The sequence below is a fragment of the Polyangiaceae bacterium genome (assembly GCA_015075635.1).
In the GTDB taxonomy this organism is placed as follows: Bacteria; Myxococcota_A; Polyangia; order Polyangiales; family Polyangiaceae; genus JADJKB01.
Window position 1 is genome coordinate 1,727,040 of the sequence record JABTUA010000001.1, and the last position, 18,276, is coordinate 1,745,315.

Annotated in this window: 19 protein-coding genes and 1 tRNA gene; 12 read left to right on the top strand and 8 right to left on the bottom strand. The window is 71.0% G+C overall.

The window, feature by feature from the left end; all coding sequences use genetic code 11:
- The first annotated feature begins 14 nt into the window (after window positions 1-14).
- Window positions 15-989, top strand: coding sequence for a hypothetical protein (locus HS104_07695; protein ID MBE7479852.1), 975 nt, complete (start codon window positions 15-17; stop codon window positions 987-989).
- A gap of 75 nt (window positions 990-1,064) precedes the next feature.
- Here the strand turns inward: HS104_07695 and HS104_07700 are convergent, their stop codons facing one another.
- Complete coding sequence (locus HS104_07700; GenBank protein ID MBE7479853.1) at window positions 1,065-2,636, bottom strand: oligosaccharide flippase family protein; 1,572 nt, start codon at window positions 2,634-2,636, stop codon at window positions 1,065-1,067.
- A 91-nt stretch (window positions 2,637-2,727) separates the two neighbouring features.
- On the opposite strand from HS104_07700, the gene HS104_07705 reads away from it, so the two are divergent.
- Together HS104_07705 and HS104_07710 are read left to right on the top strand one after the other, a co-directional pair.
- Window positions 2,728-4,359, top strand: coding sequence for a hypothetical protein (locus HS104_07705; protein ID MBE7479854.1), 1,632 nt, complete (start codon window positions 2,728-2,730; stop codon window positions 4,357-4,359).
- A 45-nt stretch (window positions 4,360-4,404) separates the two neighbouring features.
- Window positions 4,405-4,480: transfer RNA gene (locus HS104_07710), tRNA-Asn, on the top strand.
- Window positions 4,481-4,556: 76 nt separating this feature from the next.
- Here the strand turns inward: HS104_07710 and HS104_07715 are convergent.
- Window positions 4,557-4,727, bottom strand: coding sequence for a hypothetical protein (locus tag HS104_07715; GenBank protein MBE7479855.1), 171 nt, complete (start codon window positions 4,725-4,727; stop codon window positions 4,557-4,559).
- A gap of 193 nt (window positions 4,728-4,920) precedes the next feature.
- On the opposite strand from HS104_07715, the gene HS104_07720 reads away from it, so the two are divergent.
- The 5 genes from HS104_07720 to HS104_07740 are packed head-to-tail and all read left to right on the top strand — an operon-like array spanning window position 4,921 to window position 8,006.
- The gene (locus HS104_07720) at window positions 4,921-5,727 is read left to right on the top strand and encodes a DNA alkylation repair protein (GenBank protein MBE7479856.1); all 807 of its coding nucleotides are present in this window, start codon (window positions 4,921-4,923) and stop codon (window positions 5,725-5,727) included.
- Between the two features lie 34 nt (window positions 5,728-5,761).
- The gene (locus HS104_07725) at window positions 5,762-6,094 is read left to right on the top strand and encodes a winged helix-turn-helix transcriptional regulator (GenBank protein MBE7479857.1); all 333 of its coding nucleotides are present in this window, start codon (window positions 5,762-5,764) and stop codon (window positions 6,092-6,094) included.
- A gap of 17 nt (window positions 6,095-6,111) precedes the next feature.
- Window positions 6,112-6,507 carry an arsenite efflux transporter metallochaperone ArsD gene (gene arsD, locus HS104_07730; protein ID MBE7479858.1) on the top strand — a complete coding sequence of 132 codons (396 nt, stop codon included), beginning with the start codon at window positions 6,112-6,114 and terminating at the stop codon, window positions 6,505-6,507.
- Between the two features lie 57 nt (window positions 6,508-6,564).
- Window positions 6,565-7,395, top strand: coding sequence for an arsenite methyltransferase (locus tag HS104_07735; protein ID MBE7479859.1), 831 nt, complete (start codon window positions 6,565-6,567; stop codon window positions 7,393-7,395).
- On the top strand, window positions 7,353-8,006 hold the full coding sequence (locus HS104_07740; GenBank protein ID MBE7479860.1) for a sigma-70 family RNA polymerase sigma factor: 654 nt from the start codon (window positions 7,353-7,355) through the stop codon (window positions 8,004-8,006). The genes HS104_07735 and HS104_07740 overlap by 43 nt, the downstream gene beginning before the upstream one ends.
- A 100-nt stretch (window positions 8,007-8,106) precedes the next feature.
- On the opposite strand, the gene HS104_07745 is transcribed toward HS104_07740, so the two are convergent.
- The 3 genes from HS104_07745 to HS104_07755 form a co-directional block, all read right to left on the bottom strand.
- Window positions 8,107-8,409, bottom strand: coding sequence for a hypothetical protein (locus HS104_07745; GenBank protein MBE7479861.1), 303 nt, complete (start codon window positions 8,407-8,409; stop codon window positions 8,107-8,109).
- 190 nt (window positions 8,410-8,599) lie between these two features.
- On the bottom strand, window positions 8,600-9,742 hold the full coding sequence (locus tag HS104_07750) for a cysteine desulfurase (protein MBE7479862.1): 1,143 nt from the start codon (window positions 9,740-9,742) through the stop codon (window positions 8,600-8,602).
- A gap of 58 nt (window positions 9,743-9,800) precedes the next feature.
- Window positions 9,801-10,184: an RNA-binding protein gene (locus tag HS104_07755; protein ID MBE7479863.1), complete on the bottom strand. Its 384-nt coding sequence runs from the start codon at window positions 10,182-10,184 to the stop codon at window positions 9,801-9,803.
- 295 nt (window positions 10,185-10,479) lie between these two features.
- Between HS104_07755 and HS104_07760 the strand changes: the two genes are divergently transcribed.
- On the top strand, window positions 10,480-10,794 hold the full coding sequence (locus HS104_07760) for a hypothetical protein (protein ID MBE7479864.1): 315 nt from the start codon (window positions 10,480-10,482) through the stop codon (window positions 10,792-10,794).
- Window positions 10,791-11,402 (top strand): DTW domain-containing protein, encoded by a 612-nt coding sequence (locus HS104_07765; GenBank protein MBE7479865.1) that lies wholly within the window; start codon window positions 10,791-10,793, stop codon window positions 11,400-11,402. Before HS104_07760 ends, HS104_07765 begins: the two co-directional genes overlap by 4 nt.
- On the opposite strand, the gene HS104_07770 is transcribed toward HS104_07765, so the two are convergent.
- On the bottom strand, window positions 11,390-13,354 hold the full coding sequence (locus HS104_07770) for a PAS domain S-box protein (GenBank protein ID MBE7479866.1): 1,965 nt from the start codon (window positions 13,352-13,354) through the stop codon (window positions 11,390-11,392). The genes HS104_07765 and HS104_07770 overlap by 13 nt on opposite strands.
- Before the next feature lie 135 nt (window positions 13,355-13,489).
- Here HS104_07770 and HS104_07775 point away from each other — a divergent pair, with 135 nt between their 5' ends.
- Both HS104_07775 and argS read left to right on the top strand, forming a co-directional pair.
- Window positions 13,490-15,139 (top strand): fumarate hydratase, encoded by a 1,650-nt coding sequence (locus tag HS104_07775; GenBank protein MBE7479867.1) that lies wholly within the window; start codon window positions 13,490-13,492, stop codon window positions 15,137-15,139.
- Window positions 15,136-16,860, top strand: coding sequence for an arginine--tRNA ligase (argS, locus tag HS104_07780; protein ID MBE7479868.1), 1,725 nt, complete (start codon window positions 15,136-15,138; stop codon window positions 16,858-16,860). The genes HS104_07775 and argS overlap by 4 nt, the downstream gene beginning before the upstream one ends.
- On the opposite strand, the gene HS104_07785 is transcribed toward argS, so the two are convergent.
- Window positions 16,861-17,565 (bottom strand): hypothetical protein, encoded by a 705-nt coding sequence (locus tag HS104_07785; protein MBE7479869.1) that lies wholly within the window; start codon window positions 17,563-17,565, stop codon window positions 16,861-16,863.
- 244 nt (window positions 17,566-17,809) lie between these two features.
- Window positions 17,810-18,229 carry a hypothetical protein gene (locus HS104_07790; protein ID MBE7479870.1) on the bottom strand — a complete coding sequence of 140 codons (420 nt, stop codon included), beginning with the start codon at window positions 18,227-18,229 and terminating at the stop codon, window positions 17,810-17,812.
- Between the last annotated feature and the right edge of the window lie 47 nt (window positions 18,230-18,276).

An 18,276-nucleotide genomic window follows, 5' to 3' on the forward strand; every position in this document is an offset into this window, starting at 1 on the left:
CTATCATGGGGGAAATGCGCCTCGCCTTCGCCTTGCTCTGGGGATCGGCCCTCGCGCTCGCCAACGCCTGCCTCGTCCTGGGTGAGTCCGACACCGGCGGCCCCTCCGGTGGTGGCGGCGCCGGTGGTGGCGGCGGTGCGATCGGCGACGGCAGTTGGCCGGATGGAAACAGCGGCGGCAGCGGCGCGACGACGTCCGGTGGTGGTGGGAGCGCCGGCAGCCCGAGCGGTGGCGGCGGCAGCCCGAGCGGTGGCGGCGGCAGCCCGAGCGGTGGCGGTGCCCCGAGCGGTGGTGGTGGTTCGGGCGGGAGCGGCGGCGGCAGCGTGAGCTGGACGCTCTTCTCCTACGACTGGGGCAGCGGTGTCTGGTCTGCGCCGACGGCGCTCGAGCTGGTCTGGAGCGGCACGAACGCGCCGCCTTCGACCGGGATCGCGTCGGTGGTCCAGCTCGAGCACTACGATCGGTTGCTGGTGTTCACGGACTCGGGGCAGTTCCACGTGCGCTCCGGCTCGGCCTGGAAGACGCCGGTGGCCACGAGCGCGAAGTTCCCCGAGCTCGGCGGGCTCACGCCGCGCTCGACCTACCACGTCGCTTCACCGACGATCGTGGCGGAGTCCATCACCATCTTCTCGAATCCGACGGCGGTGATCTACGACTACAAGTCGGACGACAGCGTCGTCTTCGAGCAGAAGGTGACCGTGCCGGACGAGGCGCCTCCGGGGCCGCCGCAGGGGACGGGTACGGTGCTCTGGGACTTCGAGGTGCGCGACCCGTCGCTCTACCTGAAATCAGGCGACTGGTATCGCGCCTACGCCGGCTACGCGAACGGCAACGTGTACCAGCTGGACGGCGCGTTCGTCTGGAAGTCCTGGCCCATGGGCTCCGCGCCGTTCTTCGCCGGGAAGGCCAACGCGCCGGATCCGCTGAAGATGCGCGCGGCGTGGTTCGACGCCAAGCTCAACCGCGCCTACTTCGTCGGGCCCGTTTGAAGGCCCGCCCACCCACTCCCGCCGCAGTTCACCCCGGGGGCACGGCCCCCGGACCCCCGACGCGACTCGCTCCGCTCATCGCGGGCCCGGTTTGCTCGCCGAAGCCTTCTTGCCGAGCACCGCTTTCACGGTGGCCAGGTCGGCCCTGCCGAGCTCGCGGCTGACGAGCAGCAACGTCACGTAGATGCCGCCGAGCGCGGCAGCGTACCCGAGCGTCATCAGCTTGCCGGGGTGGGGCAGGACGCGACCGATCGTGATCGTCACCGCCATCGCGCCCAGAACTCGCAGGAGAGTGACGAGCGGAGCCACCGCGCCCGCCGTGCGGTACACGACGACGGCAGCGGCCAGCGTCGCGAGGGCGAGGCCGCTGGTGGTCGCGCTGGCGGTGCGCCAGAGCAGCTCGGCGCCGAACTCGGTGCCGCGCACGCGCAGGAAGCACAGCGCCACGACCAGCCCGAACGCGACCGCAGTGATGGCCATGCTCGCCACCTCGCGCTTCAGGCTGTTGAGCACCGTGGTCAGGATGCCGAACACCGCGAACGCGCCGAAGCCCAGGGTCAAGAGCTGCATCGAGCGCGCCCCGAGCTCGGCGGCCTGGGCCGGGAAGACCAAGCGCATCAGCGGATCGGCCAGACCGGAGGTGACGCTGACCATCAGCCCCATCAGCACCAGCGCCAGCCGCACGCCCGTGCGCACGTAGCGCGCGACGGCGTCCCGGTCGCCGTCGCGGTGAGCGGTGGCGAGCATGGGAAACAGGATGAAGGTGACCGCGAGCAGCAGCTGATAGGGCAGGAAGCAGAAGAGCTGCGTCGCGCGGTAGGCCCCCACGAGCGGATCCGCGGCCTCGGGCCCGAGCCCGGCGGCGCGCGCCGAGTCGGCGGCGAACGCCCGGAGCAAGGTCAGATCCGCCTGGAGCAGCAGGTTCAAGAGCGTCTGGCCCAAGAGGAGCGGCGCGATGAAGCCGAGGTGCTGCCCGAGCGTCGGGCCACCCGGCCCCCGCTTGCCGATCCCCACGACCCCGAGCGCCACGACGAAGATCGCCGCGGAGGCGGCGACGAAGCCGCCGCTCGAGCCGGCTACCTTGCCGCCCAAGGAGCCGGCGAGCAGAAGCGCGCCGGCGACCAGCGCCACCGTGCGGATGGTGGCGTAGAGCATGTCCAGGCCCGCCTGCCACAAGAAGCGCTTCTGCCCGTTGAGCACGCCGACGAACGGCGTGTACAGGCTGTAGAACAGCACCACTCCGCTCACGATGCGCAGCGCGCCGACCAGGTGGGGAGCCCCCGCTGCCTCGCCGATGGGCCGCGCCAACAGAAAGAACCCGAGCGCGAGCGGGAAGGCGAGCAGGGCGTGGATGGTCAGCGTGCGTCGGATGGCCTGAGGCTGCTGAGCGTCCGGCGACTGCGCCACCGCGCGGCTCACGCCCTGGATGCTGGTCGAGACGATGGGGTTGTACGCGATGCTCGAGATGCTGAGCACGCTCGAGAGCGCGCCGTAGCCGTCGAGCCCGAGCACCCGCGGCAAGATCACCTGCTGCACCAGCCCGACCAGGATGAAGTAGATCTTGGCGAAGGCCACGGCGAGACCGCCGCGGCCGGCGGTGCGCGTGACGTCCGCCGAGTTCTTGGGCACGGGGCTCTCGCTGGTCACCTGAGCCTTGTCGCCCGCACGGCGCCTCGGGTCAAAGATCTGGTTTTTGCGGGCGATTGCCCTTTGCCCGCTCTGGAGCGATCATGGGCCCATGCTGGGACGAGCCCGCTTCGGTGGCTTTTCGGCGGTCCTGCTCGTCGGGGCGTGCAGCCAGGTGCTCGGCTACGACGAGGTGGACTTCAAGGGCAGCGGTGGCGCGGCGAGCGGCGGAGCCGGCGCGACGGACGCCTCCGCTGGCAGCGGTGGCAGCGGCGGCTCGCTCGGCGGGGCGCCGTCGGGCGGCGCTGCCGGCACGTCGCTCGGCGGCGCACCGAGCGGCGGCGCGGCCGGAGCGGGCGGCGCGGCGAGCGGCGGCGCAGCCGGAGCGGGCGGCGCGGCGAGCGGCGGCACGGCAGGAGCAGGTGGCACGCTCCCGACTGGTGGCAGCGGTGGCACGACCGCGACGGGTGGCAGCGGCGGCACGACCTCGACCGGTGGCACGACCGCGACGGGCGGCAGCGGTGGCACGACCTCGACGGGCGGCAGCGGTGGCACCACATCGACTGGTGGCAGCGGTGGCACGACCGCGACGGGTGGCAGCGGTGGCACGACCTCGACCGGTGGCACGGGCGGCGCGACCGGTGGAAGTGGCGGCACCGGTGGCAGCTGCACCGGCGGGGTGGTCGAAAAGACCATCACCGCGAGCGGCAGCCCAGGAGGCTCGCCGATCTACGGCGCAGTGATGCCGAGCGGCGATACGGCCATCGCCTGGATGAGCGGCGGGAACATCTACGTGACGCGGGTGAACGCCGCGGGCACTCGCCTCGGCACGGACTACAGCGTACCGGGCCTGCACGTCCACGGCTTCACCGCCACGACCGACGGCTACGCCATGCTCGTCGCGCGGAGCCCCGATCACCTCTACTTCGTGAAGCTCAACACGAGCGGCGCCGTCGTGGTGGACAAGGATCTGATCGGCGGCTGCAACCAGGCGACGATCGGCTGCGAGTGGTACAGCTACTCCAGCACCTTCGCCGCCGAGGGCGGACGCCTCCACTTCAAGGGCAGCGGCTACACCGCGTACTTCCCCATCTACCGGCGCTGGCCCGACAACATCGCCCACACCGGCGACACGCTCCGGCACCTGGACCTCTCCGGCAACGCCGGTACGGGCAGCGTCGCCGGCTGGGGCTGGGGCTGTAGCCACTCGCTGGACCTGCGCCTGGCGCAGAACGGCACCACCGTCGGTCCGGTGTGTCTCTCGGACTGCTACGCCTCGAAGTCCATCCTCTGGGCCGACAGCAAGGTCATCTCCAGCGAGCCGAGCGGCAACTGCGCCGGCACCAGCGGCGCCGCCCTCGGCGGTTTCGTCTCGGTCAGCGGTGGGTATTGGCTGTCCTACGTCTCGCCCGAGGGACGGCCCAACAAGGACATCGCGGTGGCGAAGCTCAACACCGCCGGCAACGTCTCGACCAAAGTCTGGCTCACCAGCAACTCGGTGGACGACGACTCGGCGCACCTGGTCGCGTTCAAGGGCGGCCTGCTCGCCGCCTGGCGCACCGGCACGACGCGCACGCTCCAGGAGCTGGACATCACGACCGGCAACCCGGTCGGCGCGCCGGTCACCACCACCAGCGCCTTCCGCGCCAAGGACGACTTCTTCGCGTACCCGAACGGCGACGCCGGCTGGGTCTACGCGAGCGGCGCGAACCTGATTCTGGCCCGGTATTCCAAGTGCCCGTGATTGCGCTTGACGAAGGGGCCCCCCTGAATACCCTTACGGCCCCATTCCAGCTTAGCTCAGTCGGTAGAGCAGGCGGCTGTTAACCGCCGGGTCCCTGGTTCGAGTCCAGGAGCTGGAGCCACTTTCGAGTCGGCGCTAGAGCCGCTGTTCGAGCGCGTGCTTGAAGGCCTCGGGTGAGGCGTAGGTGCGAGGTGACTTCATGCGCCGAGGCCTCCGAAGGGCGCGAGCCCGCGCTCGACCTCGGCGATGTCTTCACGCCCGACGAGGCCGCGACGGATCGCCTGCAGCGTCGCCTGCCGGAGCAGCTCCGGCGAGAGCCCCTCGTGCGCGCAGTGGATCAGCGTGCGACGTGGGGTGGTGATCGGCACTGCACCGAACCATGCGTCCCTGGTGCAGGGCGCCTTCAAACTTGCCGAAAGTGAAGGCTTCTCGCCCCGGGGCCCACGCCGGCATGACCTCACTCTCCTTTCGGATCATCGCCGTCCTGCTCTTGAACCGAGCCGACGCCACGGCTCGTCGAGGGCGGCGACCGCGCACCAGGCGCTGTCGGTTCGTCCTGCCATGGAGCAGCGTGATGAGCTCGAAGGCTACCGCTCGCGGGAGCTTCGCGCAGAGCGGAGGCTCGGCGTGAACGCACGCAGGGGCAGGGACCAGCGCGTGAGCGCGATCCTCGACGAGCTTCGCGGCAAGGGCAGCGCGCGCGACCGGGCGGGCATGGCGCGCTACGGCATCAACGTGGAGAACGCCTTCGGCGTGTCGGTCTGCGAGCTGCGCAAGGTCGCCAAGCGCCTCGGTCGGGACCACGAGCTGGCGCTCGCGCTGTGGGCGACCGGGAACCACGAAGCGCGGCTGCTGGCGTGCTTCGTCGACGAGCCGGCGGCGGTCACCGCGGCGCAGATGGAGGCCTGGGCCAGCGACTTCGACTCGTGGGACGTCTGCGACCAGGCGACGACGAGCCTCTTCGACCGGACCCAGCACGCCTGGCCCAAGGCGACCGAGTGGGCCAGGCGAGACGAGGAGTGGGTCAAGCGCGCCGGCTTCGCGCTGATGGCAGGGCTCGCCGTCCACGACGAGACCGCCGCGAATCGAGCCTTCGTTACGCTCCTGCCGTTGATCGAGCGGGGCGCGTTCGACGAGCGCAACTTCGTCAAGAAGGCCGTCAACTGGGCGCTGCGCAACATCGGCAAGCGCAGCCGGCCGCTGAACACGGCCGCCGTGGCGCGCGCGCGGCGGATCCTCGCGATCGCGAACGAGCGCGCCGCCGGCGGGCGGGGCGGCGATCCGGCGGCGCGCGCAGCCCGCTGGGTCGCGACCGACGCCATCCGGGAGCTCACCTCCCCGAAGGTCCGAGCGCGCCTCGCGGTTTGACGGGGTGCCCCGAGTGAGCTATCGTCAATCTACGATGAACGCTGAAGCCTGCTGTCCGCCGGCGGACGAAGAGGCGGATCTCCGCCCCATCGAGGGCGGGGAGGCCGACGAGGAGCTGGCGAGCCTCGCCAAGGCGCTCGGACATCCGGCGCGGGTCAAGATCCTCCGCATCCTCGTGCGCAAGAACGCGTGCATCTGCGGCGACATCGTCGAGGAGCTGCCGCTCGCGCAATCCACCGTCTCGCAGCACCTGAAGGTGCTCAAGGAGGCCGGGCTGATCCGCGGCGACGTGGACGGTCCTCGGGTCTGCTACTGCATCGAGCCCCGCGCGCTGCGCCGCCTGAAGGCGCTGATCGGGGGCCTGTGACCTCGAAAGGAAACCCCATGTCCGTGACCATCCGCGTGTTCGATCCCGCCCTCTGCTGCTCCACCGGCGTCTGCGGACCGAGCGTCGATCCCGAGCTCGCCCGCTTCGCCGCGGACGTCGATTGGCTTCAAAAGCAGGGCGTGAGCGTCGAGCGCTTCAACCTCGCGCAGCAGCCAGGCGCGTTCGCCGAGACGCCTGCGGTGAAGGCGGCGCACGAGCGGGGGACCGAGGTGCTCCCGCTCGTGCTGGTCGGGGATCGCATCGCCGTCGAGGGCGCCTACCCGTCCCGCGAGACGCTCGCGGCCTTGGCGGGCGTCGTGGTGCGGAAGCTCGAGGCGGCGCCGGCAGCGCAGACTGGCTGCTGCGGACCGAGCACGGGGACCCAGGCGAAGCCGAAATCGGGCTGCTGCTGAGGGCAAGCTGCGTCCTTTCGTTCCGGTCCCCGTCATCGGGGTGTGGAGGCCATGAAGATGAACGAACAGAGCAAGGATCAGGTCCGCGCGGCCGTGCGCGAGCAGTATGGAAACATCGCGCGCGGGGCGAGCAGCGGGTGCTGCGCGCCGGGGACCTGCGGGCCGGGCGCGGAGGCGAGCCTCGGGCTCGGCTACTCCGCGGAGGATCTGGCCGCGGTGCCGGAGGGCGCGAACATGGGGCTCGGCTGCGGCAACCCTCAGGCCATCGCCGCGCTCCGGGCGGGGGAGACGGTGCTCGACCTCGGAGCGGGCGGGGGCTTCGACTGCTTCCTCGCCGCCAGGCAGGTGGGCCCGAGCGGGCGCGTCATCGGCGTCGACATGACCGCCGACATGGTGGCGAAGGCGCGCGTCAACGCCCAGAAGCTCGAGGCGAAGAACGTCGAGTTCCGACTGGGTGAGATCGAGCACCTGCCGGTCGCCGACGGGACGGTGGACGTCATCCTGTCCAACTGCGTGATCAACCTGAGCCCGGACAAGCGCGCGGTCTTCCAGGACGCCTTTCGCGTGCTGAAGCCGGGCGGGCGCTTGGCGATCTCGGACGTGGTGATGATCAAGGAGCTGCCCGAGGCTCTCCAGAACGACGTGCTCGCGCTCACGGGCTGCGTGGCCGGCGCGGCGAGCGTCGAGACCATCGGGGCGCTCTTGCGCGTGGCCGGCTTCGAGGGCATCCGCGTCGAGGTGAAGGCGGGGAGCCGGGAGTTCATCCGCGAGTGGATGCCCGGGTCGGGCGTCGAGGACTACATCGCGTCGGCGACCATCGAAGCGGTGAAGCCCGGAGGCCAGGCGTGCTGCGGACCGTCGTGCTGCTCGCCGGAGCCCTCGGCGTGATCGAGCCCGCACAGCGTGGCGCGTGGCGCGACCTCGAGGCCAAGCTGAGGCCGTTCGTCGCGCGCCGCGTGCGGGCCCCGGCCGACGTGGACGACGTGGTGCAGGAGGTCTTCCTGAGGATGCAACGCGGCCTCGCGGGCCTGCGCGACGAAGAGCGCTTCGGCCCGTGGGTGTACCAGATCGCGCGCAGCGCCATCGCCGACCACCAGCGCGCCGCCGCGAAGCACCGCGTCGCAGATGACCCCGCCGCCGAGGAGCGTCCCGACGAGCTCGATCCAGACGACGACGGTGCCGTGATGCAGGAGCTTGCCAGCACCATCGCGCCGTTCGTGGCGATGCTGCCCCAGCACTACCGCGAAGCGCTGACCCTGACCGAGCTCGAGGGGCTCACGCAGAAGCAAGCCGCCGACATGCTGGGGATCTCGCTCTCGGGGATGAAGTCTCGCGTCCAGCGCGGCCGGCGCGAGCTGCGCCGCGCGCTCGAGGACTGCTGCCACATCGCGCTCGACGCGCGGGGGCGCGTCGTGTCCTGCGAGCCGCGGCCCGACGGAAAGCTGCCTGCCGGCTGCTGCCAGGATGCGCCGCCTCCCCAAGCGCTGGCGCGGCCGTAGGGGGCGTCCCTAGTTCGGTGGGCGACGAGGCTGCTCGATACGAGCCGCTCGGCGGTCAGCCGAGCCCCGGGATCACTCGAGCAGTCTTGCCATGATCAGATCACGTTCCGCCACTGACAGGCGAGTGCGAATGCCGGCCGGGACCGGCGCCGGCCGTTTCGACGGAACGGAAGAGTCGCGTGGCGTTGGCGGCCGCCAGCGGAGCGCGAATAGGGACACCCCGTAGCGACGGGCGAGCCGGGCAGGGGGAGCGCGCGGCGCCGAAGCGCGCGCCGAAGCGCACGCCGAAGCGCACGCTGAAGCGCACGCCGAAGCGCACGCTGAAGCGCACGCTGAACCGCACGCTGAAGCGCACGCTGAACCGCACGCCGAAGCGCACGCTGAAGCGCACGCCGAAGCGCACGCTGAACCGCACACTTCGCTGGCGTGAGGGAGCGCGCCTTCGTCAAGCTGTGGCGCGTCCGGCGTGTCGTAGCGACGGGCGAGCCGGGCAGGGGGCGCGCGCCGAAGCGCACGCTGAAGCGCGCGCCGAAGCGCACGCTGAAGCGCACGCTGAACCGCACACTTCGCTGGCGTGAGGGAGCGCGCCTTCGTCAGCTCTCGACGCTTCGTCGCCAGGATCTCGCTAGAGCGTCCGCCGCCCGCGCGACGTCGTCGGCGCTCGTGCCTCGCCCGAGCGTCAAGCGCACCGAGCCCAGGGCGTCCGGGGGAGCGACGCCCATCGCGAGGATCACTGCCGAAGCGCTCTCGTGGCCTTCGTGGCACGCCGAGCCGGTGGACGCGGCGATCTCCGGCGCGCCGGCGAGCACGGCGTTCCCCGACACGCGCGGGAAGCGGACGTTGAGGGTGTTCGGCAGGCGGAGCTCGCGGTGGCCGGAGAGCGCGAGGCCGGGGACGGCGCGCTCGAGGCGGCTCCACAGCTCGTCGCGCAGCGCCGTCATGCGCAGCGCCGACTCGTGAAGGTCGCGCCCGACCGCTTCGCACGCGGCGCCGAGCCCGACGATGGATGCCACGTTCTCGGTTCCCGGTCGCAGCCCGCGCTCGTGGCCCGCGCCGAGCACGAGCGGCACCAGCGGCGTGCCGCGCTTCACGTACAGAGCGCCGACGCCCTTGGGCGCGTAGAGCTTGTGGCCGGCGACGGAGAGCAGATCGACGTCGAGCTCGCGGACACGCACTGGGACCTTGCCCAGGGACTGCGCGGCGTCGCTGTGAACGAGGGCGCCCGCGGCGTGCGCGAGGCGGGCCACCTCCGCGACCGGCTGGAGCACTCCGGTCTCGTTGTTCGAGTGCATGATGGTGACCAGCGCCGTGTCGGCGTCGATGGCTCGCTCGGCGTCGGCGACCCGGGCTCGGCCTTCGCCGTCTACGCCGAGGCGGGTGGCGCGCCAGCCGTGCTGCTCCAGCCAAGCGCAGGGGCGCGCGGTCGCGGGATGCTCGATGACCGTGGTGACGACGCCGCGCCTCCGCTCGAGCGCCTCGCAAACGCCCCGGATGGCGAGGTTGTTGGCCTCGGTGCCGCCGGAGGTGAACACCACCTCGTCCGCGTCGCAGCCGAGGAGCACGGCCACCTGCTCTCGCGCGCGCGCCACCACGCTGCTCGTCCGAGCGCCGTACACGTGGCTGCTCGACGGGTTTCCGAAGTGCTCCCGCAGGTAGGGCAGCATCGCCTCGACGACCTCGGGCAGGAGCGGCGTCGTGGCGTTGTGGTCGAGGTAGATGGGAGCCACGTCGAGCACGGTAAAATGAGAGCGAGCCGGCGCGCGAGCACCGGCTCACCCTGCCGTCAGCGGCTTCTCACCAGCGTCCGCCGCGATCGCCGCGATCGCCGCGTCCGCCGCGATCGCCCCCGCGACCCCCACCGCCGCCACCACCCCCACCGCCGCCGCGTCCACCGCGGAAGCCACCGCCGCCGCCGCCACCGCCGCCACCGCGGCGCTCCTCAGCGACGTTGACGCGCAGCGGACGGCCGTCGAGGTCTGCTCCGTTCAGCGCCTCGATCGCCTTCTGGGCGGCCTCGGCCGTCGCCATGGAGACGAAGGCGAAGCCGCGGGAGCGGCCGGTTTCGCGGTCGAGCACGAGCTTCACCTCGGCGACCTCGCCGTGCTCGGCGAAGGCGCGCTGGATCACGTCTTCGGTGGTGTGGAACGCAAGGTTGCCCACGTACAGTCGATTGCTCATTTTTCTGTTCTCTCGTTGCGGCTCGGGAGACGCCGGGGCGTCCATTCGACCCACCCCGAGGCGCCGCGGCCCGGGGAGGGTGGCGGCGCCAGCCGCCGCCCATTTTCGTGACCGTGCCCCGAAGAAACCGACCTTCCGCGTTCCCAGAAAAACGAGAGAGCAGTGAGCCGAGTGCCAGAGACGTTCGCGACGGCGCAGGATTTATCACGCGCTCCGGCCGACCGCAATCGGCCCTGGGGCCGATTGTCGGGCCTGCCAGGAACCGTGCTAACACGGCCCGAAAGGGAGAATTTCGATGGCTTTTCGGCCGACTTGGGGGTGGGCCTTGGCGGGGGTGCTGCTCTCGGGGTGCGGTGGGGGGGCGGTCACGCCGGCCATGCTGACCGCGGCCCAGAAGCGCTGGCCAGACGCCTCGGAGCAGTCCCTCGGGCACGGGCGCGACCTATTCGCCCAGAAGTGCAAGACCTGCCACGCCCTACCCGCGCCGAAGGACCACTCGGCGGAGGAATGGCAGAAGCTGATGGTGAAGATGGGCAAGCTCGCGGAGCTCGACGCTTCGGGTCGCGAGGCGGTGCTGCGCTTCGTGATCGCGGCGCGGGAAGCCGAGTGACCCAGCTCATCCGCAGTCGGCGCTTGCAGCGCTGCGAGCGCTGCGGGCTCTCGACCGAGCTGTGCTTTTGCGCAAGCCTACCGCGGCTCCGCACGCGCACCGAGCTCGTGCTCTTGATGCACAAGAACGAGCTGGCCAAGACCAGCAACACCGGGCGACTGGCCTTGGCGGCACTCGAGCGCTCGCGGCTCTCGATCCGCGGGCAGCTCGGTCTGGTGCAGGCCCGTCCAGGGCCGGAGCGCCGCCTCGTGTTGTTTCCCGCGCCCGACGCGCGGGAGCTCGGGGCGGCGGACGGCGCCGGAGACCGTCCGCTCACCCTCGTCGTCCCGGACGGGAGCTGGAAGCAAGCGCGCCGCATGCTGACGCGAGAGGCGTGGACGTCCGGAGCGGAGGTGGTCCGTCTGCCCGCGCCGGTTCCGTCGCGCTACGACCTCCGGAGACAACCACACGCCGGGGCCGTGTGTACCTTCGAAGCCGTCGCTTCGGCGCTCGGAGTGCTGGAAGGCGCGGACGTGGAGCGCGCCTTGCTCCAGGTGCTCGACGCATTCCTGGTGCGCGCGCGGCACATGCGGAGCTCTGGCGGCGCGCTCGGCGGTCACGCCGGCTGAAGCAGCTCCGCCAGGCAGGCGAGCAGCGCGTCGGCGAGGAACGGCTTCGCAAGGAAACGCGTGGGCCCGCGGCTCAGGTCGCCGGCGATGTCCGTCTCACTGTACCCGCTGAGCAGGACCGCGGGCAGATCGGCGCGCAGGGCGCGCATCTTGCGCAGCGATTCGGCGCCGCCCAAGCGCGGCATGGTCAAGTCGAGGATCACCACGTCGAACCCGCCGGGGTCGGCCTCCACGGCCTCGAGCGCCTCCAGGCCATCGCGCGCAGTAGTCAGCGTGAGCCCCGCGGCACGGAGGCTGCGCGCGACGAGCTCGAGCAGCCTTGGCTCGTCGTCCGCGAAGAGCACGCGCGCGTCGAGCTTCGCGGGGAGGGGCTCGGGCGGGGCCAGCGCGGGAGCTCGGCTCGCCGCCGATCCCGTCGCGACAGGCAGGTACACCGTGAAGGTGGAGCCATGTCCGGGCACGCTCCGGACGCGGATCGCGCCTCCGTGCGCGCGCACGATGCCGGCGACCGACGCGAGCCCCAAACCGCGCCCCGGGAACTTGGTGCTGTAGAAGGGATCGAAGATCCTCCGAACCACGTCCTCGCGAATGCCGACGCCGTCGTCGTCGACCTCGATGAACACCGCGTCGGGAGGCAGCTCGGCGGGCAGCACCGCCAGGTCGGGCGCGTCGCTCGGGCTCAGCGCGGCCCTTCCGACTCGGAGGCGGACCTTGCCGCTCTGACCGCCAAGCGCCTCCGAGGCGTTGGTGATCAGGTTCATGATCACCTGGCGGAGCTGGCTCGGATCGGCGAAGGTGGTGGGCAGCCCGTCGGGGAGCTCCAGGGTGATCTCGGTGTTCTTCGAGATGCTGACCAGCAAGAGCTCGGCGATCTCGCGGACCACGTCCGAGACGGCGATCGCCGACATCGAGCGTGGGCCCTGGCCGCTGTATGCCAGCATCTGGTGGACGATCTCGCTGGCGCGCAGGGCTGCCTCGCGGGCTTGGTCCAGCGAGCGGCGGACGCCCGCCTGGGCCGGGTGGGAGCCGAGCTCCAGCGTCGCGAGCTCCACGTTGCCGAGCATGACCTGGAGCAGGTTGTTGAAGTCGTGAGCGATGCCGCCGGCGAGCACGCCGAGCGTCTCGAGCTTCTGCGCGTCCAGCATCTTCTGCTCCAGGCGCTGGCGCTCGTCCCGCGCGCGGTGCTGCTCGCTCAAATCGCGGAAGAACGAGAGCCGCGCGGGCCTGCCGCGGTAGCTCACGTTGCGCGCGTGGACCTCGCCGGGGAAGATGCTCCCGTCCCGGCGCTTGCCGGGCACCTCGTAGGCCGACTCGTCCCCGCGCTTGATGTGCTCCATCACGATAGCCGCGCCTTCGGGGGTGGTCAGGGCGGCCGGGGTGAGCCCGATCATCTCGCCGGGCCCGTAGCCGAACAGCTTCTCCCAGGCCGCGTTCACCTCGATGATTCGCCCCTGCTCCGAGACCGCCAGCGCGTCGAAGTAGCCGTCCACCAGGGTGCGGAACCACCCCTCGCTCTCGCGCAGGCGGGTCTCCGCGGCCTTCAGCTCGGTGACGTCGTGGGTGATGAGGATGGCCCGCGTCACCTGACCGTTTTCGAGCACGGGGCCGACGCGGTTGATGTAAGCGCGTCCGGACACCGCGCCCACCGACTCGTAGCTCGCCGGCTCGCCGCGCTCGAAGACGTGAGCGAGGGTCCGCGCGAACGCCGGGCGGGCCCCCGGCTCCATCCACTCTTCGACGTTCGAGCCGAGCATGTCGGCCAGGGTTCGGCCGGGCGCGGGCCGGTTCATGTAGGTGATGACGCCCGCCCGGTCCATCTCGATGATGTAGTCGGGCGCGTTCCTGGCCACGCTCTCCAGCCGCTCACGCAAGGCGGCATCGAGCTTGCTCTGCTCCGCTGCTCGCGCCTCGAGCTCGACGATTCTCCCGCGAAGGTTCTCGAGCTCGTCCACTGACGTACCCGCGTGTGCCGGTCCGGAGCGGACGTAAAGTAGCAGCGGGCGAGCGGGTGTCGCGCGGCAATTATTGCCGGCGCCGCGCGCCGGCTCGACGCGCTCCGAGGTCGGGGCTAATGCTGCGCCCGTGCCATGACCGAGTTCAGTTTCCAGGAGCTTCTTCCCCTCGGCGCCGACGACACGCCCTACCGTCGCGTCACGACCGACCACGTCTCGACCTTTGAAGCAGCCGGGCAGCGCTTCGTGCGCGTGGAGCCAGCGGCGCTGACGCTGCTCACCCGCGAGGCCATGCGCGATATCGCCCATTTCCTCCGCCCCGGTCACCTGGCTCAAGTGCGGCGCATCCTCGATGACCCGGAGGCCTCCGCGAACGATCGCTTCGTGGCCCGCGAGCTGCTCGAGAACGCGAACATCTCCGCAGGTGGGGTCTTGCCGATGTGTCAGGACACCGGCACCGCCGTCGTGATGGGCAAGAAGGGCCAGTGGGTCGTCACCGGCGGCGGCGACGAGGCGGCCATCGCGCGCGGGGTGTTCGACACCTATCAGACGTCGAACCTGCGCTACAGCCAGCTGGCGCCGCTGGACATGTACCGCGAGAAGAACACCGGCCAGAACCTGCCGGCGCAGATCGAGATCTTCGCGACGGACGGCGACGCCTACAAGCTCCTGTTCATGGCCAAGGGCGGCGGGTCTGCCAACAAGAGCTACCTCTACCAGGAGACCAAGGCGCTGTTGAACCCGGAGAGCATGCTGCGCTTCCTGGAGGAGAAGATGCGCTCGCTCGGCACCGCGGCGTGCCCGCCCTATCACCTGGCGGTGGTCGTCGGCGGGACCAGCGCCGAGTACGCGCTCAAGACCGCCAAGCTCGCCTCGGCGCGCTACCTGGACAGCTTGCCCGGCGAGGGCAACGACCTCGGCCGCGGCTTCCGCGACCGGAGCCTGGAAGAGCAGGTGCTCGCGCTCGCGCAGAAGACCGGGATCGGCGCGCAGTTCGGCGGCAAGTACTTCTGCCACGACGTGCGGGTGATCCGCCTGCCGCGTCACGGCGCCTCGTGCCCGGTCGCGATCGCGGTCTCTTGCGCCGCGGATCGGCAGGCGTTGGGCAAGATCACCGCGGAGGGCGTGTTCCTCGAGCAGCTCGAGACGGACCCGGCCAAGTACCTCCCGGACACCACCCAGGCCGAGCTCGGCGGCGAGGTCGTGCGCGTCGACCTGACGCGTCCCATGAGCGAGATCCGCGCGACGCTCTCCAGGTATCCGATCAAGACCCGGCTCAGCCTGACCGGACCCATGGTGGTCGCGCGCGACATCGCCCACGCCAAGATCAAGGAGCGGCTCGATCGCGGCGAGGGCATGCCGGACTACCTGAAGAACCACTGCGTCTACTACGCCGGGCCGGCCAAGACGCCGGCGGGCATGGCGTCCGGCTCGTTCGGTCCGACGACCGCGGGGCGCATGGACTCCTACGTGGATCTCTTCCAGTCCGAAGGCGGTAGCCTGATCATGCTGGCGAAGGGCAACCGCTCGAAGGCGGTCACCGACGCCTGCAAGGCTCACGGCGGGTTCTACCTCGGCTCCATCGGCGGACCTGCGGCGCGCCTCGCCAAGGACTGCATCAAGAAGGTCGAGGTGCTCGAGTACCCCGAGCTCGGCATGGAGGCCGTCTGGAAGATCGAGGTCGTGGACTTCCCGGCCTTCATCGTGGTGGACGACAAGGGGCACGACTTCTTCGCGGACATCGCCGGTGGCGGGGACAAGCGCTTGCCCGTGGTGGCCCCGTGAGCGACCCGCTGGTCGCGCTGGCTCCGCTGTTCCGGGACGCGCTCGAGAAGGCCTTCGGCCCCGAGCACGCCGACGCCGATCCGGTGCTGCGCCCGAGCCAGCATGCGGACTTCCAGGCGAACCTCGCGCTGCCCCTGGGCAAGCGAATGGGCAAGCCGCCGCGGCAGATCGCCGAGGCGCTGGTCGCCGCCCTCGACCCCGGCGATTTGGTCGAGAAGACCGAGATCGCCGGGCCCGGCTTCATCAACATCTGGATCGGCAAGGGCTGGCTCTCGCGCGCGCTCGCGGACGCGGCACGGACGAACCTGGGGCTCGAGCCGGCGACCCGGACCGAGACCGTCGCCATCGACTACTCGTCGCCCAACGTGGCCAAGGAGATGCACGTCGGGCACTTGCGCTCGACCATCATCGGCGACGCGCTCGGCCGGGTGCTCGAGGCGCGCGGTCACCGCGTCGTGCGCCAGAACCACCTGGGTGATTGGGGCACGCCCTTCGGCATGTTGATCGAGCACCTGCTGGACGGCGGCGCCGAGAGCGCAGAGCACTCGGTGCGGGATCTGAACGCCTTCTACCGCGCCGCGCGCCAGAAGTTCGACGAGGATCCGAGCTTCGCGGAGCGCGCGCGCAAGCGCGTGGTCCTCCTTCAGGGAGGGGACGAGGCCACGCTCGCGCTCTGGCGGCGGCTGGTGGACGCCTCGAAGAGCTACTTCCGGGAGGTCTACGCGCTGCTCGGGATCGCGCTCTCGGACGCGGACATCGCCGCCGAGAGCCTCTACAACCCGCTGCTCCCGGGCGTGGTGCAGGAGCTCCGCGACAAGGCCCTGGCCGTGGACAGCGAGGGCGCGGTGTGCGTGTTTCCGCCCGGGTTCAGCGGTCGCGAGGGCGAGCCGCTGCCGCTCATCATCCAGAAGCAGGACGGCGGATACGGCTACGCCACCACGGATCTGGCTGCGGTTCGCTACCGCGTCGAGAGACTCGGGGCGTCGCGCATCATCTACGTGGTGGGCTCGCCCCAAGCCCAGCACCTGGCCATGGTGTTCGAGGCCGCCAAGCTCGCGGGCTGGCTCGTGCCGCCGGCGCGGGCCGAGCACGTGGCCTTCGGCTCCGTGCTGGGCGCGGACAAGAAGATGCTCAAGAGCCGGGAGGGCGAGAGCACGCGCCTGATCGACCTGCTCGAGGAGGCCGTGACCCGCGCACGAGCCATCGTGGCGGAGAAGAACCCCGCACTCGCCGACGACGAGAAGGACGCCATCGCCCGGGCCGTGGGCATCGGCGCGGTCAAGTACGCCGATCTGTCCAGCGATCGCATCAAGGACTACGTCTTCGATTGGGAACGCATGCTGGCCTTCGAAGGCAACACCGCGCCGTACCTGCAATACGCGCACGCACGCATCCGCTCCATCTTTCGCAAGGGCGAAGCCGCGGTGCCGCCCCCGGACGCCATCGTGGTGGCGGAGCCGGCGGAGAAGGCGCTGGCGCTCCGGCTGCTCGCCTTCCCGACGGTCGTCGACGACGTCGCGACCACGCTCCACCCCCACAAGCTGTGCGGCTATCTGTTCGAGCTGGCGACGGCGTTCAGCACCTTCTACGAAAGTTGCCCGGTGCTCAAAGCGGCGACCCCCGAGGAGCGCGCGTCGCGGCTCGCGCTTTCGGACCTCACCGCCCGCATCGTCGAGCGCGGGCTGGGCCTGCTCGGGATCCAGGCGCCGGACCGCATGTGATCAGCCGGCGGTGGCCAGCTGGTAGATCTGCCCGACGTTGTTGATGACCTGATCCAACGTCGCGACGTCGAAGTTGCGCCGATCGTACGGGATCATCAGCATCCCGCTCGGACGCGTCTCCAGGATGCCACGCCAGCTCGTCTGGAGCAGGAACTGGCGGAGCGGCATCGGCAGCGCGCGGTTGCCTTCGTCGCGGCTCGGCGTGGCCACGTCGAAGCGCTGCTCCAGCGTCGGGTCACCGAGCATGGAGCCGGCGCTCGAGCCGCCGAGCAGCGAGCCGAGGCCGCGCGACACCTCGTTCACCAGACCGCCGCCGGACTTCGCCCGCAGCGAGACGCGAGAGGTGAGCTTGGGCGAGGTGACGAAGGCGTAGATGTGGCGGTCCTCGCCGGCCACCCGCTTGACGTCGTCGGCTTCGAAGGCCTCGACGACGAACAACGCCGCCTCGCCGAATTGAGCGCGCAGCTCGCGGCCGACGCGCGCCAGCCGGAAGGCGTACTGGAACGGGAACCAGCCCTGGTACCAGGCGAAGTCCGGGTTCGTGTTCAGGGTGTAGCCGCGAGTGGAGGCCCACTCCTCGAGCGCGCGCTGCGCGGCGTAGGGATCGGCGCCGGTCGCGGGCGCTTGCCCGGTCGGGGCGCCACCCGGGGGCGGCGGGTAGCCGCCGGCAGGGGGCGGCGGCGGGTAGCCAGGCGGCTGAGCCATGAGGGAACGGTAGCGCAACCTGCGCGGCGCGGCCTAGGGGGGGTGCCCCTGGTTCGGTCTGCGACCGAGCGGCTCGGCTCGCGCCGCTCGGCGATCAGCCGAGCCCTCTGGTCATGATCAGATCTCGATCCGCCACTGATGAGTGAGTGCGAAGACCGGCCGGGACCGGCGCCGGCCGTTTCGACCGAACGGAAGCGTCGCGTGGCATTTGCTGCCGCCAGCGGAGCGCGAATTCGGGGCGCTCCTAGGCCGCGATCGGCGGTCGCTCGAGCTCGGCCACGCGTTTGGGGGGCGGCTCTCGGAGCACGTACAGGGCCACGTACAAGGGCAGCGCCAGCGGCCCGGCGAACAAGAACCCCGCGACCCAGACCGCCACGGCCCAGCCCGGCAGCCGCGGGTCGCGCGCAGCGTGCAGCGCGAGCACCACCGTCATCCCGAGCTCGAGCAGCACAATCGCGCCGATGACCACCCCGAACGCGATGAAGTGGCCCGCCTCGAACGGGCCGTCGAGCAGTGTGCCCACGGGGTCCGGCGTGGCGCCGAGGCCTCGGGTGCCGAGGTCGTAGCTGATCAGCTCGTAGGCGATGTAGCAGCCGAGGACGACCGCCGACAGCAGCGGCGTGAAGGCAGCGCAGCCGAGCCCGAGCTTCGGGGCGGTCTTCACGTCAGCTCCTCCAGCATGGGCGGATGGTAGGCTCAATTCGCTCCGGT

Excerpts from the sequence above, each read along its gene's own strand:
- HS104_07775 (MBE7479867.1), top strand. The coding sequence starts at position 13,490 with ATGACCGAGTTCAGTTTCCAGGAGCTTCTTCCCCTCGGCGCCGACGAC.
- HS104_07755 (MBE7479863.1), bottom strand. The coding sequence starts at position 10,184 with ATGAGCAATCGACTGTACGTGGGCAACCTTGCGTTCCACACCACCGAA.
- HS104_07735 (MBE7479859.1), top strand. The coding sequence starts at position 6,565 with ATGAACGAACAGAGCAAGGATCAGGTCCGCGCGGCCGTGCGCGAGCAG.
- HS104_07785 (MBE7479869.1), bottom strand. The coding sequence starts at position 17,565 with ATGGCTCAGCCGCCTGGCTACCCGCCGCCGCCCCCTGCCGGCGGCTAC.
- HS104_07725 (MBE7479857.1), top strand. The coding sequence starts at position 5,762 with ATGAACGCTGAAGCCTGCTGTCCGCCGGCGGACGAAGAGGCGGATCTC.
- HS104_07695 (MBE7479852.1), top strand. The coding sequence starts at position 15 with ATGCGCCTCGCCTTCGCCTTGCTCTGGGGATCGGCCCTCGCGCTCGCC.
- HS104_07720 (MBE7479856.1), top strand. The coding sequence starts at position 4,921 with ATGGAGCAGCGTGATGAGCTCGAAGGCTACCGCTCGCGGGAGCTTCGC.
- HS104_07760 (MBE7479864.1), top strand. The coding sequence starts at position 10,480 with ATGGCTTTTCGGCCGACTTGGGGGTGGGCCTTGGCGGGGGTGCTGCTC.
- arsD (MBE7479858.1), top strand. The coding sequence starts at position 6,112 with ATGTCCGTGACCATCCGCGTGTTCGATCCCGCCCTCTGCTGCTCCACC.
- HS104_07705 (MBE7479854.1), top strand. The coding sequence starts at position 2,728 with ATGCTGGGACGAGCCCGCTTCGGTGGCTTTTCGGCGGTCCTGCTCGTC.